Genomic DNA, 14241 nt, shown 5'->3' with positions numbered 1-14241 from the left:
ATGGCTATGACTTATCACCTGGATGTGGTCAGCGCAGAGAGTCAGTTGTTCTCTGGTCTGGTACAGAAAATTCAGGTGTCAGGTAGCGAAGGTGAGTTAGGGATTTTCCCTGGCCATGCGCCGCTGCTGACTGCCATTAAGCCTGGAATGATCCGTATCGTGAAACAGCACGGCGAAGAGGAGTTTATCTACCTCTCTGGCGGCGTGCTGGAAGTGCAGCCGGGCAGCAGCACCGTTCTGGCCGATACCGCTATTCGCGGTACCGATCTGGACGAAGCCCGCGCCCTGGAAGCGAAACGCAAAGCAGAAGAGCACATGAACAGCAGCCACGGTGACGTGGACTATGCTCAGGCCTCTGCCGAGCTGGCGAAAGCCATTGCTAAACTGCGCGTGATCGAACTGACCAAAAAAGCGATGTAATCCAGCTTTATGCGTCACGAAATGCCAGCCTCCGGGCTGGCATTTTTTTTGCCTGCCGGGTCATCTGCGCCCTCCCGCCTAATTTCGGCCTGAGAAAAATGTAGTAATCTCACCCTCAAACCGTTTTACTTTCACCCGTAAAAATTCACTCAGGATAGTTATGTCTAACAGTGCGATGAGTGTGGTGATCCTTGCCGCTGGCAAGGGCACCCGTATGTATTCCGATATGCCAAAAGTTCTGCATACGCTGGCAGGCAAGCCGATGGTGCAGCATGTGATTGACGCGGCCAAAGGGCTGGGCGCGCAGCAGGTGCATCTGGTTTATGGTCACGGCGGCGATCGTCTTAAAGCCACCCTCACCGACAGCGCCCTCAACTGGGTGCTGCAGGCCGAACAACTCGGCACCGGCCACGCCATGCAGCAGGCCGCGCCCTGCTTCGCTGACGATGAAGACATTCTGATGCTCTACGGCGACGTACCGCTGATCGCTGAAGCGACGTTACAGCGCCTGCGTGAGGCCAAACCGCAGGGCGGCATCGGCCTGCTCACCGTGGTGCTGGAGAATCCGACCGGCTATGGCCGCATCGTGCGCGAGAACGGCACCATTGTCGGCATCGTCGAGCAGAAAGATGCCACGCCAGAGCAGCTGCAAATCACTGAAATCAACACCGGTATCCTGATCGCCAACGGCGGCGATCTGAAACGCTGGCTGGCGCAGCTCACCAACAATAACGCGCAGGGTGAATACTACATCACCGATATCATCGCGCTGGCGCATCAGGAAGGCCGGGTGATTGAGGCGGTTCATCCGACGCGCATCAGTGAGACCGATGGTGTGAATAATCGTCTGCAGCTGGCAACGCTGGAACGCACTTATCAGACTGAACAGGCTGAGCGCCTGCTGCTGGCGGGCGTGATGCTGCGCGATCCGGCCCGCTTTGACCTGCGCGGTACCCTGACCCACGGCCGGGATGTGGAAATCGACACCAACGTCATCATTGAAGGTCAGGTGGCGCTGGGCGATCGGGTAAAAATCGGCGCGGGCTGCATCATCAAAAACAGCGTGATTGGCGACGATTGTGAAATCAGCCCTTATTCGGTGATCGAGGATGCGAATCTGGCCAGCGCCTGTACCGTCGGACCTTTCGCCCGACTGCGTCCCGGCAGTGAGCTGGCACATGCCGCCCATGTCGGCAACTTCGTTGAGATGAAAAAAGCCCGTCTGGGCGAAGGTTCGAAAGCGGGTCACCTCTCCTATCTGGGCGACGCGGAGATCGGCGCTAACGTCAACATCGGGGCCGGCACCATTACCTGCAACTATGATGGCGCGAATAAATCAAAAACCGTGATCGGTGATAACGTGTTTGTCGGCTCGGACACCCAGCTGGTGGCGCCGGTCAGCGTGGCGGCAGGTGCTACCATTGCGGCGGGCACCACCATCATGAAAGATGTCACCGAAGCGGGACTGGTCTACAACCGTAAAGAGCAGAATCACAAAGCGGACTGGCAGCGCCCACAGAAGAAAAAATAATTTTAACGGCCCGCTTCATGCGGGCCGATGCAGTGCCAAAACTATAATCCCCACTCTCTACAAGGCTCGGGGAACCGGCAAAGCCGGATATCAGGTCGCATGACAACGAAAGTGGCGAACAGCCATGTAGTCAGGAAAACATCATTATGTGTGGAATTGTTGGTGCAGTAGCACAACGCGATATCGCAGAAATTCTGCTGGAAGGCCTGCGTCGTCTTGAGTATCGCGGATATGATTCGGCCGGTCTGGCCGTGGTCGATCGTCAGGGGCACGTTACGCGCCTGCGACGTTTAGGGAAAGTGCAGAAGCTGGCCGATGCAGCCGAACAGCAGCCGCTGATTGGCGGCACCGGTATTGCCCATACGCGTTGGGCAACGCACGGCGAACCGTCGGAAGCCAATGCGCATCCGCACGTTTCTGAGCACATCGTTATCGTGCACAACGGCATCATTGAAAACCATGAGCCGCTGCGCGCTGCGATGATCGAGCGTGGTTACGTGTTTGCCTCTGAAACCGACACCGAAGTGGTGGCGCATCTGGTTCACTGGGAGCAGAAGCAGGGCGGAACGCTGCGTGAAGTGGTGCTACGCGTCATCCCGCAACTGCGCGGCGCCTATGGCATGGTGATCATGGACAGCCGCGATCCGTCGCTGCTGGTGGCGGCACGCTCCGGCAGCCCGCTGGTGATTGGCCGTGGCGTGGGCGAGAACTTTATTGCCTCCGATCAGCTGGCGCTGCTGCCGGTGACGCGTCGGTTCATCTATCTGGAAGAGGGTGATATCGCGGAAATCAGCCGTCGCGATGTGACCATCGTTGATCGTACTGGTAAACCGGTGACGCGCGCAGAGATCGAATCGACCCTGCAGTATGATGCCGGTGACAAAGGCATCTACCGCCATTACATGCAGAAAGAGATCTACGAGCAGCCGATGGCGCTGAAAAGCACCCTGAGCGGCCGTTTCAGTCACGGCCAGGTCGATCTCAGCGAGCTGGGCGCAGGTGCAGAAGCGCTGCTGGCGCAGGTGGAGCATATCCAGATTATCGCCTGCGGTACCTCGTATAACTCCGGCATGGTGTCACGCTACTGGTTTGAGTCGCTGGCCAATATTCCGTGTGATGTCGAGATCGCCTCTGAGTTTCGCTACCGCAAGTCGGCGGTGCGGAAAAACAGCCTGCTGATCACCTTATCGCAATCGGGCGAAACGGCCGACACCCTGGCAGCGCTGCGTCTCTCCAAAGAGCTGGGCTATCTCGGTTCCCTGGCGGTGTGTAACGTGGCCGGTTCGTCGCTGGTGCGGGAATCTGATCTGGCGCTGATGACCAAAGCGGGCACCGAAATCGGTGTTGCCTCGACCAAAGCCTTTACTACGCAGCTGGCAGTGTTACTGATGCTGGTGGCGAAGCTGGGCCGGCTGAAAGGCATGGCGGCGGAAACCGAGCATGAGATTGTCCATGCGCTGCAGGCGCTGCCCAGCCGGATCGAACAGATGCTGGCGCAGGATAAGCTGATTGAAAATCTGGCAGAGGGCTTCTCAGATAAGCATCATGCGCTGTTCCTCGGCCGCGGCGATCAGTATCCGATCGCCATGGAAGGGGCGCTGAAGCTGAAGGAGATCTCCTACATTCACGCCGAAGCCTATGCGGCGGGCGAGCTGAAGCACGGCCCGCTGGCGCTGATTGATGCCGATATGCCGGTGATCGTGGTGGCACCCAACAACGAACTGCTGGAGAAGCTCAAATCCAACATCGAAGAGGTGCGGGCACGCGGCGGTCTGCTGTATGTGTTTGCCGATCAGGATGCGGGCTTCAGCGACAGTGACGGGATGAAGATTATCCCGCTGCCCCACGTTGAAGAGGTGATTGCGCCAATCTTCTATACCGTGCCGTTGCAGCTACTGTCGTATCACGTCGCGCTGATCAAAGGCACTGACGTCGATCAGCCGCGTAACCTGGCGAAATCGGTTACCGTAGAATAACAAAGTGGGCCCGGTCGCGGGCCCGCTTCATTTTTGCCCGCTGTCATATAACTGTCATATTTCGTACATTTCACTGTCATCAAACTGTCCTATTTTCCCTCCTGCAGCAATCACTGACTCTTACTAAAACGGCCCCGAGCCTGAATTTTCTCCCCTGGAGGGAACATGACACTGATGCGTAGCACCGTAGCCCGAATCCTCGCCGCCACCTTTGCAGTCAGCGCGGTATCTGCTTTTGCGGCCACCGATTTGACGGGCGCAGGCGGGACGTTCCCGGCGCCGGTTTATGCCAAGTGGGCAGCAGAGTATCAGCAAGCCACCGGTAGCAAAGTTAACTACCAGGGCATCGGTTCATCTGGTGGCGTGAAACAAATCATCGCCAAAACCGTCGATTTCGGTGCGTCCGATGCGCCAATGAAAGATGAAGATCTGCAGAAAAATGGCCTGTTCCAGTTCCCGACGGTAATCGGCGGCGTGGTGCTGGCGGTTAACCTGCCGGGCATCAAATCAGGTGAACTGACGCTGGACGGTAAAACCGTCGGCGACATCTACCTCGGCACCATCAAAAAGTGGAACGATCCGGCGATAGCTAAACTGAACCCGGGCGTGAAACTGCCAGAGACTAATATCAACGTGGTACGCCGCGCTGATGGTTCCGGTACTTCGTTTGTCTTCACCAGCTACCTGGCGAAAGTGAACCCGGACTGGAACAGCAAAATCGGTAAAGGCAACACCGTAAACTGGCCGGTCGGTCTGGGTGGCAAAGGCAACGACGGCGTGGCTGCGTTTGTACAGCGTCTGCCGGGTTCAATCGGCTATGTGGAATACGCCTACGCCAAACAGAACAACCTGACCTACACCAAACTGATGGACGCCGATGGCAAGCCGGTCGCCCCAGGCGAAACCAGCTTCAGCAACGCGGCGAAAGGCGCAGACTGGAGCAAATCTTTTGCTCAGGACCTGACCTTCCAGAAAGGCGCGGATGCCTGGCCTATCTCTTCCACCACCTTTATCCTGGTTTACAAAGATCAGGCTAATGCGGCCAAAGGCAGCGAAGTGCTGAAGTTCTTTGACTGGGCATACAAAAACGGCAGCAAAACCGCTACCGCGCTGGATTATGCCGCCCTGCCAGAGAGCGTGACCGAGCAGATTCGCGCTGCATGGAAAGCCAATATCAAAGACAGTTCTGGTAAGGCGCTTTATCAGTAATTGACCGACCCTGGCCGGATTCCGGTTCGGTCAGACCCAACGGGCGGCGTACTGCCGCCCTGATAACTCCTGAAGACTGAGACTTCTATGGCTGCAACCAAGCCGGCATTCAAAGCCCCAGGCAAGCAAGGTGACAGAATATTTGGTGCGCTGGTCAAGCTTGCCGCGCTGATCGTCCTGTTGCTGATGGGCGGCATTATCGTCTCCCTGATCATCTCCTCGTGGCCAAGCATTCAGAAGTTTGGTTTCTCCTTTTTGTGGACCAAAACCTGGGATGCCCCCAACGAACAATTTGGTGCGCTGGTACCGATTTACGGCACCCTCGTCACCTCTATCATCGCGCTGATTATTGCCGTGCCGGTCAGTTTTGGTATTGCGCTGTTCCTGACCGAACTCGCGCCAGGCTGGCTGCGTCGCCCGCTGGGTACCGCCATTGAGCTGCTGGCCGCGATCCCCAGCATTGTCTATGGCATGTGGGGCCTGTTCGTGTTTGCGCCGCTGTTTGCTGAATATTTCCAGACGCCGGTCAACGACGTGATGTCAGGCATTCCGATTGTCGGTGAGCTGTTCTCCGGTCCGGCATTCGGTATCGGTATTCTGGCCGCTGGCGTGATTCTGGCGATCATGATCATCCCCTACATCGCCTCCGTGATGCGCGATGTGTTTGAGCAGACGCCGGTGATGATGAAAGAGTCGGCCTACGGCATCGGCTGCACCACCTGGGAAGTGATCTGGCGTATCGTGCTGCCCTTCACCAAAAACGGTGTGATAGGGGGCGTGATGCTGGGACTGGGCCGCGCACTGGGTGAAACCATGGCGGTGACCTTTATTATCGGCAACACCTACCAGCTCGATAGCCCGTCGCTGTTTATGCCGGGCAACAGCATCACCTCCGCCCTCGCCAATGAGTTCGCTGAAGCGGAATCCGGCGTGCATGTGGCGGCGCTGATGGAGCTGGGTCTGATTCTGTTTGTGATTACCTTTATCGTGCTGGCGATTTCAAAACTGATGATTATGCGGCTGGCGAAAAGTGAAGGAGCGCGATCATGACCACCATTGAAGTTCAGGCGCGCGCCGAACTCGACGCATCCCGTCGTAAGATGCAGTCCTGGCGCAGCACCAAAAACAAGATAGCGCTGACGCTGTCGCTGCTGACCATGGCATTTGGTCTGTTCTGGCTGGTGTGGATCCTGTTCACCACCGTATCACGCGGCCTTGATGGCCTGTCGTGGTCGCTGTTCACCGAATCAACGCCGCCACCGAATACTGCCGGCGGCGGCCTGGCGAACGCCTTAGCGGGCAGCGGATTACTGATTTTCTGGTCGACCTTCTTCGGCACGCCGCTGGGCATCATGGCCGGCATCTACCTGGCGGAATATGGCCGCAAGTCGTTTCTGTCGGAAGTGATCCGCTTTATTAACGACATTCTGCTGTCAGCGCCGTCGATTGTGGTCGGGCTGTTTGTCTACACCATTGTGGTGTCGCAGATGCAGCACTTCTCCGGCTGGGCCGGGGTGATTGCGCTGGCGCTGCTCCAGGTGCCGATCGTAATTCGTACCACCGAGAACATGCTGCGGCTGGTGCCGGACAGCATGCGTGAAGCGGCTTATGCGCTGGGCACGCCGAAGTGGAAGATGATCTCCGCCATCACCCTGAAGGCGTCGGTCTCCGGCATTATCACCGGGGTATTGCTGGCGATTGCCCGCATCGCTGGTGAGACCGCGCCGCTGCTGTTTACCGCGCTGTCGAACCAGTTCTGGAGCACCGACATGATGCAGCCGCTGGCGAATCTGCCGGTCACCATCTTTAAGTTCGCCATGAGCCCGTTCGCCGAATGGCAGAGCCTGGCCTGGGCTGGCGTACTGATTATTACCTTGTGCGTGCTGCTGCTGAATATCGTAGCGCGGGTGATTTTTGCCAAAGGTAAACACGGTTAACTTCCGGCGCTGCCCTGCGCGGCGCCGTATAAGAGAGACGAGCAATGAGTATCGCGACTGCATCAGCCGATAAAATTCAGGTCCGTAATCTGAACTTCTATTACGGTAAGTTTCACGCGTTAAAGAATATCAATCTGGATATCGCCAAAAATCAGGTCACCGCATTTATCGGGCCATCCGGCTGTGGTAAATCGACCCTGCTGCGGACCTTCAATAAAATGTACTCGCTCTACCCGGATCAGCGGGCTGAAGGCGATATCCTGCTGGACGGCGACAACATTCTGGCGGCGCAACAGGATATCGCGCTGCTGCGCGCCCGGGTCGGCATGGTGTTTCAGAAGCCGACGCCGTTTCCGATGTCGATTTATGACAATATCGCCTTCGGTGTTCGCCTGTTTGAGAAGCTGTCACGTGCCGATATGGACGAACGGGTCCAGTGGGCGCTGACTAAAGCCGCGCTGTGGAACGAAACCAAAGACAAGCTGCATCAGAGCGGTTACAGTCTCTCCGGTGGTCAGCAGCAGCGTCTGTGCATCGCCCGCGGTATCGCGATTCGCCCGGAAGTGCTGTTGCTGGATGAACCCTGTTCGGCGCTCGACCCGATTTCAACCGGGCGTATTGAAGAGCTGATTACCGAGCTGAAGCAGGACTACACCGTGGTGATCGTGACGCACAACATGCAGCAGGCCGCACGCTGCTCCGACCACACCGCATTTATGTATCTGGGCGAACTGATTGAATTCAGCGATACCGACACGCTGTTCACCAAGCCGGCACAGAAGCAAACTGAAGACTACATTACCGGCCGCTACGGCTGATTTGACAGGAGATCGCCATGGATAATCTGAATCTGAACAAACATATCTCCGGTCAGTTCAATGCCGAGCTGGAGCACATTCGCACCCAGGTGATGATCATGGGTGGCATGGTCGAGCAGCAGCTGACCGACGCCATCACCGCGATGCATAACCTCGATGGTGAACTGGCGCAGCGGGTGATCGACGGCGACCAAAAGGTCAACATGATGGAAGTGGAGATTGATGAGGCCTGCGTGCGCATCATCGCCAAACGTCAACCAACCGCTATCGATTTGCGGCTGGTGATGGCGATCATCAAAACCATTTCTGAGCTGGAACGGATTGGTGACGTAGCGGAGAAGATCAGCCGCACCGCGCTGGAGAAGTTCGGCCAGCAACATCTGCCGCTGCTGGTGAGTCTCGAGTCGCTGGGTCGTCATACCGTACAGATGCTGCATGATGTGCTGGACGCCTTTGCGCGCATGGACCTCAACGAAGCGATCGCTATCTACCGTGAAGATAAAAAGGTGGATAAAGAGTACGAGGGCATTGTGCGTCAGCTGATGACCTACATGATGGAAGATCCGCGTACCATTCCCAGCGTACTGACGGCGTTGTTCTGCGCCCGGGCGATTGAGCGCATCGGGGATCGCTGCCAGAACATCTGTGAAATCATCTTCTATTTTGTCAAAGGTCAGGATTTCCGCCACGTTGGCGGTGACCGGCTCGACGAACTGCTGTCAGGCGATGATGGCAGCAATAAGCCCTCCTGAGTGACCGCAACCGTACGCCGCGCTGGCGTACGGTTCGGCGTTTTCGATTGGTCCCCCCGGCAACACTCTTTATACTTGCGGCACTTTTCCTTCTGAGGTGCTGAATAATGTCTCCTTCTCCCCAGGCTAAACCCGGCGTCACGCCCGGTAAAGCGATGCTGGCCGCCGTCAGCGGTTATGCGATGGATGGATTTGATCTGCTGATCCTTGGCTTTATGCTGCCGGCGATCAGCGTCTCGCTGGCGCTCAATCCATCGCAGGCGGGATCGCTGGTCACCTGGACGCTGATCGGCGCGGTCATCGGCGGTATTGTGTTTGGCCATCTCAGCGATCGCTTTGGTCGTATTCGTATGCTGACCATCACTATCCTGGTATTCTCGGTGTTTACCGGCCTGTGCGCCGTGGCGCAGGGCTACTGGGATCTGCTGGCCTGGCGTACCCTGGCGGGCGTCGGGCTGGGCGGAGAGTTCGGCATCGGTATGGCGCTGATTGCCGAAGCCTGGCCGGCAGAGAAGCGCAACCGCGCCTCGGCGTGGGTCGGTATCGGCTGGCAGCTCGGTGTGCTGCTGGCGGCCTTTATTACGCCGCCGCTGCTGAGCGTGATCGGCTGGCGCGGCATGTTTCTGGTCGGTTTATTACCCGCGCTGGTCTCGTTTGTGATCCGTCGCAGCATGGGCGAACCGGAGGCCTATCGCCGACAGGTCAAAAACGTTCCCTCGCTCTCTTTTCCGGCGCGCCTCAAGCTGCTGGTCCGCGATCGCGCGACTGCAAAAGCCAGCCTCGGCATTTTCATCCTCTGTTCGGTACAGAATTTTGGCTACTACGGCCTGATGATCTGGATGCCGAGCTACCTCTCCTCCAGCTTCGGCTTCAGCCTGACCAAATCGGGTCTGTGGACGGCGGTAACGGTGGTCGGTATGACCTTCGGTATCTGGCTGTTTGGTGTGCTGGCCGATCGCTTTGCGCGCTGGAAGATTTTCCTGCTCTATCAGTTTGGCGCGGTAGTGATGGTGGTGATTTATGCTCAGTTACGCGATCCCGGCATCATGCTGGTTACCGGGGCGATCATGGGGATGTTCGTTAATGGGATGATTGGTGGCTACGGCGCGCTGATCTCCGATACCTTCCCGCCACAGGTGCGGGCCACGGCGCAAAACGTCCTGTTTAACCTTGGGCGGGGCGTCGGCGGCTTCGGCCCGGTGGTGATTGGCCTGCTGGCGAGCCAGTTCTCCTTTGCGGCGGCGATTACGCTGCTGGCGCTGATCTATCTGCTGGATATTGTGGCCACCCTGTTCCTGCTGCCGAAAAAGCACAGTCAGGATGACACGCTGGGCGCGATTGGCTGAAAGCAGGGCACGGATCTGCCGGGATGTGAACACCCATCCCGGCTGTGATGCTACCGGCCGGTAAACGGATAAGCGAAACGCACCGACACGGCGGTTACCGGTCAGCGCGTCGGGGTTTGTCGCGGTTTAGTGCATTAACGGCAGCAGTTGCTGATACAGCGCGGCAAACGTCTGCCGCAGCGGCTGGTAATGCGCCCTGCGCGCGCTGTCCGGCCGGTGGCGTTGCACCAGGGTAAGCGTCGGTGCCGCAGCCTGACCATCCAGTGCCAGCTGCGCCAGCCTGGCCGCGCCGAGTGCCGGTCCGACCTCACCACCGTGGCAGTAATCGAGCGTCTGACCGCTGATGTCCGCCAGCATCTGCCGCCACATCGCACTGCGTGCGCCGCCCCCGATCAACATAATACTTTTTGGCTGCACGCCGCATTCATGCAGCACATCCATCCCCTGCGCCAGCGCAAATCCCACGCCTTCCAGCACCGCCCGCGCCAGTTCCGGACGACCATGCTGGTGGGTAAAGCCAAAGAAAGCGCCTCTGGCGTTGGGATTGTTGTGCGGCGTGCGTTCGCCGGAGAGATAGGGTAAAAACCACAGCGGCGGCACGTCATCGCGCGCCCGCGCCGCCTCATCCAGCAGTGCCGGTACATCGTGACAGCCGGTCAGTTCAGCCGCCCAGTCGAGGCAGGAAGCGGCGCTGAGCATCACCGACATCAGATGCCAGCGCTGCGGTAAGGCATGACAGAAACTGTGAACGGCGCGCTGAGGATTACTCAGATAGCCCTCGCTGACCACAAAGTAGACGCCGGAGGTGCCCAGTGAGAGCATGCCCTGACCCGGCTCAGTCATGCCAACGCCGACCGCGCCCGCCGCATTATCGCCACCGCCCGCCGCCAGCGGCACCGGATTCATTTTCCAGCGCGCCGCCAGGGCAGTATCCAGCGTGCCGGTTATGGCATTGCCCTCATACAGTTGTGGCATCTGCTCACGACTGAGATCGCAGGCGCGCAGCATCTCATCACTCCAGTCTCGCCGCGCCACATCCAGCCACAGCGTGCCTGCCGCATCTGACAGGTCGGTGGCGAAGTCACCGCTCATCCGCCAGCGCAGGTAATCTTTTGGCAACAGCACCTTCGCGATCTGACTGAAAATGGCCGGTTGGTGTTGCTGCACCCACAGCAGCTTGGGCGCCGTGAAACCGGGCATCATCAGGTTGCCGGTGATCGCCCGGGCGTCCGGCACCTTCTGTTCCAGTTCACGGCACTGCGCCTCACTACGCCCATCATTCCACAGTATCGCCGGACGCAGAACGCGGCCGGCGCTGTCCAGCAGGGTCGCGCCATGCATCTGGCCGCTCAGCCCGATCGCCTCAACGACGCGCAGATCGTGCTGCCCGCTCAGCGCCTGCATAGCGTGGTCCAGCGCCTGCCACCAGCTTTCGGGATCCTGTTCGCTCCACAGCGGCTGTGGACGTGAAACCTGCAGCGGCGCTGTTTCTGTCGCCTGCACCTGGCCGGCGGCATCCACCAGCACCACTTTGACGCCAGAGGTGCCTAAATCGATCCCGATAAACATGTTCTGCTCCTGAGCCTTTAAAAATCAAACAGATAGTGATTCACCAGGTTTTCCAGCTGCTCCTGGCGTCCGCTCTGATGTTGCGGATTCAGCTGCTGTTGCTGAGCATGCGCCGCCAGCGTGGCCAGTGAAAACTCGCCTTTCAAAATTTGCTGGCCGAACTCACCATTCCAGCCGCTGTAACGCTGTGCCACGCGCTTATCCAGCTCGCCGTCGTCGATCATCCGGGCCGCGACTTTCAGCGCCAGCGCCATGGTATCCATCGCGCCGATATGGCCGTAGAACAGATCGTATTTGTCGGTGCTCTGGCGACGCACTTTGGCATCAAAGTTTAAGCCGCCGGTGGTAAAGCCGCCCGCCTTGAGGATCTCATACATCACCAGCGCATTCTCCTCCACGCTGACCGGGAACTGATCGGTGTCCCAGCCACACTGCGCGTCGCCGCGGTTGGCATCGACCGAGCCGAAAATGCCCAGCGCAATGGCGGTAGCTATTTCGTGGTGGAAAGAGTGACCGGCCAGCGTGGCGTGATTGGCCTCGACGTTCACTTTGATCTCTTTCTCCAGACCGAACTGTTTGAGGAAGCCATACACCGTGGCGACGTCGTAGTCGTACTGATGCTTGGTCGGTTCCTGCGGCTTCGGCTCAATCAGCAGTGTGCCCTGGAAACCGATTTTGTGTTTGTGCTCAACCACCATCTGCATAAAGCGGCCAATCTGCTCGCGCTCCTGGCGCAGATCGGTATTCAGCAGAGTTTCATACCCTTCGCGGCCGCCCCACAGCACATAGTTTTCACCGCCAAGGGTTTTGGTGGCCTGCATGGCGCTGCACACCTGAGTCGCGGCCCAGGCGAAGACCGCCGGATCGGGATTGGTCGCCGCGCCCGCGCCGTAGCGTGGATGGGTAAAGCAGTTCGCCGTGCCCCACAGCAGCTTCACCCCGGTCTCCTGCTGCTTCTCCAGCAGCTTATCGGTCATGATGGCAAAATTGTCCTGATAGCTGCGCAGCGAATCGCCTTCCGGCGAAACATCCACATCATGAAAGCAGTAATAAGGCACGTTCAGCTTGTGAAAGAACTCAAAGGCGACGTCCGCTTTTTGCTTCGCCAGCTGCAGCGCATCACCATTTTTTTGCCATGGGCGATCAAACGCGCCGACGCCAAACATATCCGCTCCGTTCCAGCAGAAGGTATGCCAGTAGCAGGCCGCAAAGCGCAGATGTTCCGCCATGGTCTTGCCGAGGATCACTTCGTCAGGATTGTAATGACGAAACGCGAGAGGCTGAGTCGATTTGGTTCCTTCGTAACGGACGCGATCGATCTGATCGAAATAAGCGTGCATGGTTTGCTCCTTAGCATCGGGACCCGAATGGTCTGCATTGAAGCGATATTTGATATTGGCTGTCGGCGCGGCTCAATTACGATATTTCACACTGCGTATCAGATAATTATTATTTGTGCGCTGGCTCGCAAAATAAAGCTGATCTCAGCGCGGTTATTGCCGGGTCTCTTGCTCAGTCCGAAAAAGATGAAATATCGATCGCGCTCATAAAAAAAGAAATAAACCAAAAAACGTAATGGCCGGATAAAAATCAGTAATTGATGTAACGGGAAAATCAGGGCAACAATTCATCCGCCTGGTTCATGGGCCTGCAACGACAATAGCCTCAACCTACAGGATAAACGCAATGAAGATGAAACATGCGCTGTTAGCCGTCTGCGCTGCGCTGGCTCTGTTCAGCCAGACCAGCGTGGCCAAAGAAGTGAAGATCGGCATGGCAATTGATGATTTACGTCTGGAACGCTGGCAAAAAGACCGCGATATTTTCGTGAAGCAGGCGGAATCGCTGGGTGCGCAGGTGTTTGTCCAGTCGGCAAACGGCAATGAAGAGACCCAGATGTCGCAGATTGAAAATATGATCAACCGCGGCGTCGATGTGCTGGTGATTATTCCCTATAACGGCCAGGTGCTGAGTAACGTGGTCGCCGAAGCAAAACGTGAAGGGATTAAAGTACTGGCCTACGACCGGATGATAAATAACGCTGACATTGATTTTTATATCTCGTTTGATAATGAAAAAGTGGGTGAGTTGCAGGCCGAAAGCATTGTGAAACAGGTGCCTAAGGGCAACTACTTTTTAATGGGCGGTTCCCCGGTAGATAATAATGCCCGCCTGTTCCGCGCCGGCCAGATGAAAGTATTAAAACGCTTTATCGATAATGGCAGCATTAAAATTGTCGGCGATCAGTGGGTCGATGCCTGGCTGCCGGAAAACGCTCTGAAAATTATGGAAAACGCGCTGACCGCCAACGGTAACCATATCGATGCGGTTGTGGCGTCTAATGATGCTACCGCCGGCGGGGCGATTCAGGCGCTGAGCGCCCAGGGACTGGCCGGCAAAGTGGCGATCTCCGGCCAGGATGCTGACCTGGCGGCCATCAAACGGATTAAAGCCGGCACCCAGACCATGACGGTATACAAGCCGATCACCGAACTCGCCACCGAAGCAGCAAAAATCGCAGTCGAACTGGGCGATGGCAAAAAGCCGGCCAGCAACAGCACGCTGAACAACGGACTTAAAGAGGTTCCATCGCGGCTGCTGACCCCGATTCAGGTCAACAAAGACAATATCGAAAGCACCGTGGTGAAAGACGGTTTCCACAAACAGAGCGAACTCTGACCGC

Annotated in this window: 12 protein-coding genes; 10 read left to right on the top strand and 2 right to left on the bottom strand. The window is 57.5% G+C overall.

What is annotated here, in order from left to right; genetic code table 11:
* The 9 genes from AABB92_RS19375 to AABB92_RS19335 all read left to right on the top strand — a co-directional run bounded on the left by AABB92_RS19375 (window position 1) and on the right by AABB92_RS19335 (window position 9989).
* Window positions 1-420 (top strand): F0F1 ATP synthase subunit epsilon, encoded by a 420-nt coding sequence (locus AABB92_RS19375; RefSeq protein ID WP_031376165.1) that lies wholly within the window; start codon window positions 1-3, stop codon window positions 418-420.
* Between the two features lie 160 nt (window positions 421-580).
* Window positions 581-1951 carry a bifunctional UDP-N-acetylglucosamine diphosphorylase/glucosamine-1-phosphate N-acetyltransferase GlmU gene (glmU, locus tag AABB92_RS19370; protein ID WP_046289501.1) on the top strand — a complete coding sequence of 457 codons (1371 nt, stop codon included), beginning with the start codon at window positions 581-583 and terminating at the stop codon, window positions 1949-1951.
* Between the two features lie 146 nt (window positions 1952-2097).
* Window positions 2098-3927 (top strand): glutamine--fructose-6-phosphate transaminase (isomerizing), encoded by a 1830-nt coding sequence (gene glmS / locus AABB92_RS19365; RefSeq protein ID WP_031376164.1) that lies wholly within the window; start codon window positions 2098-2100, stop codon window positions 3925-3927.
* A 165-nt stretch (window positions 3928-4092) separates the two neighbouring features.
* A complete protein-coding gene (gene pstS, locus AABB92_RS19360; RefSeq protein ID WP_031376163.1) occupies window positions 4093-5136 on the top strand; it encodes a phosphate ABC transporter substrate-binding protein PstS in 1044 nt (347 codons plus the stop codon).
* A gap of 87 nt (window positions 5137-5223) precedes the next feature.
* On the top strand, window positions 5224-6186 hold the full coding sequence (gene pstC / locus AABB92_RS19355; protein ID WP_031376162.1) for a phosphate ABC transporter permease PstC: 963 nt from the start codon (window positions 5224-5226) through the stop codon (window positions 6184-6186).
* The gene (gene pstA, locus AABB92_RS19350) at window positions 6183-7073 is read left to right on the top strand and encodes a phosphate ABC transporter permease PstA (RefSeq protein ID WP_031376161.1); all 891 of its coding nucleotides are present in this window, start codon (window positions 6183-6185) and stop codon (window positions 7071-7073) included. The genes pstC and pstA overlap by 4 nt, the downstream gene beginning before the upstream one ends.
* Window positions 7074-7117: 44 nt before the next feature.
* On the top strand, window positions 7118-7891 hold the full coding sequence (gene pstB / locus AABB92_RS19345) for a phosphate ABC transporter ATP-binding protein PstB (protein WP_031376160.1): 774 nt from the start codon (window positions 7118-7120) through the stop codon (window positions 7889-7891).
* A 17-nt stretch (window positions 7892-7908) separates the two neighbouring features.
* Entirely contained in the window at window positions 7909-8643 is a 735-nt protein-coding gene (gene phoU / locus AABB92_RS19340; protein ID WP_031376159.1) for a phosphate signaling complex protein PhoU, read from the top strand.
* A gap of 107 nt (window positions 8644-8750) precedes the next feature.
* Window positions 8751-9989 (top strand): MFS transporter, encoded by a 1239-nt coding sequence (locus AABB92_RS19335; RefSeq protein WP_031376158.1) that lies wholly within the window; start codon window positions 8751-8753, stop codon window positions 9987-9989.
* A gap of 126 nt (window positions 9990-10115) precedes the next feature.
* Here AABB92_RS19335 and xylB read toward each other — a convergent pair whose 3' ends face one another.
* Window positions 10116-11558 (bottom strand): xylulokinase, encoded by a 1443-nt coding sequence (xylB, locus tag AABB92_RS19330; protein WP_031376157.1) that lies wholly within the window; start codon window positions 11556-11558, stop codon window positions 10116-10118.
* Between the two features lie 17 nt (window positions 11559-11575).
* On the bottom strand, window positions 11576-12898 hold the full coding sequence (gene xylA, locus AABB92_RS19325) for a xylose isomerase (RefSeq protein ID WP_031376156.1): 1323 nt from the start codon (window positions 12896-12898) through the stop codon (window positions 11576-11578).
* 346 nt (window positions 12899-13244) lie between these two features.
* Between xylA and xylF the strand changes: the two genes are divergently transcribed.
* A complete protein-coding gene (gene xylF, locus AABB92_RS19320; protein WP_031376155.1) occupies window positions 13245-14237 on the top strand; it encodes a D-xylose ABC transporter substrate-binding protein in 993 nt (330 codons plus the stop codon).
* Window positions 14238-14241 lie beyond the last annotated feature (4 nt).

The sequence above is a fragment of the Pantoea brenneri genome, assembly GCF_038594305.1.
Lineage (GTDB): Bacteria > Pseudomonadota > Gammaproteobacteria > Enterobacterales > Enterobacteriaceae > Pantoea > Pantoea brenneri.
This window is presented reverse-complemented; position numbering and strand designations above follow the sequence as displayed.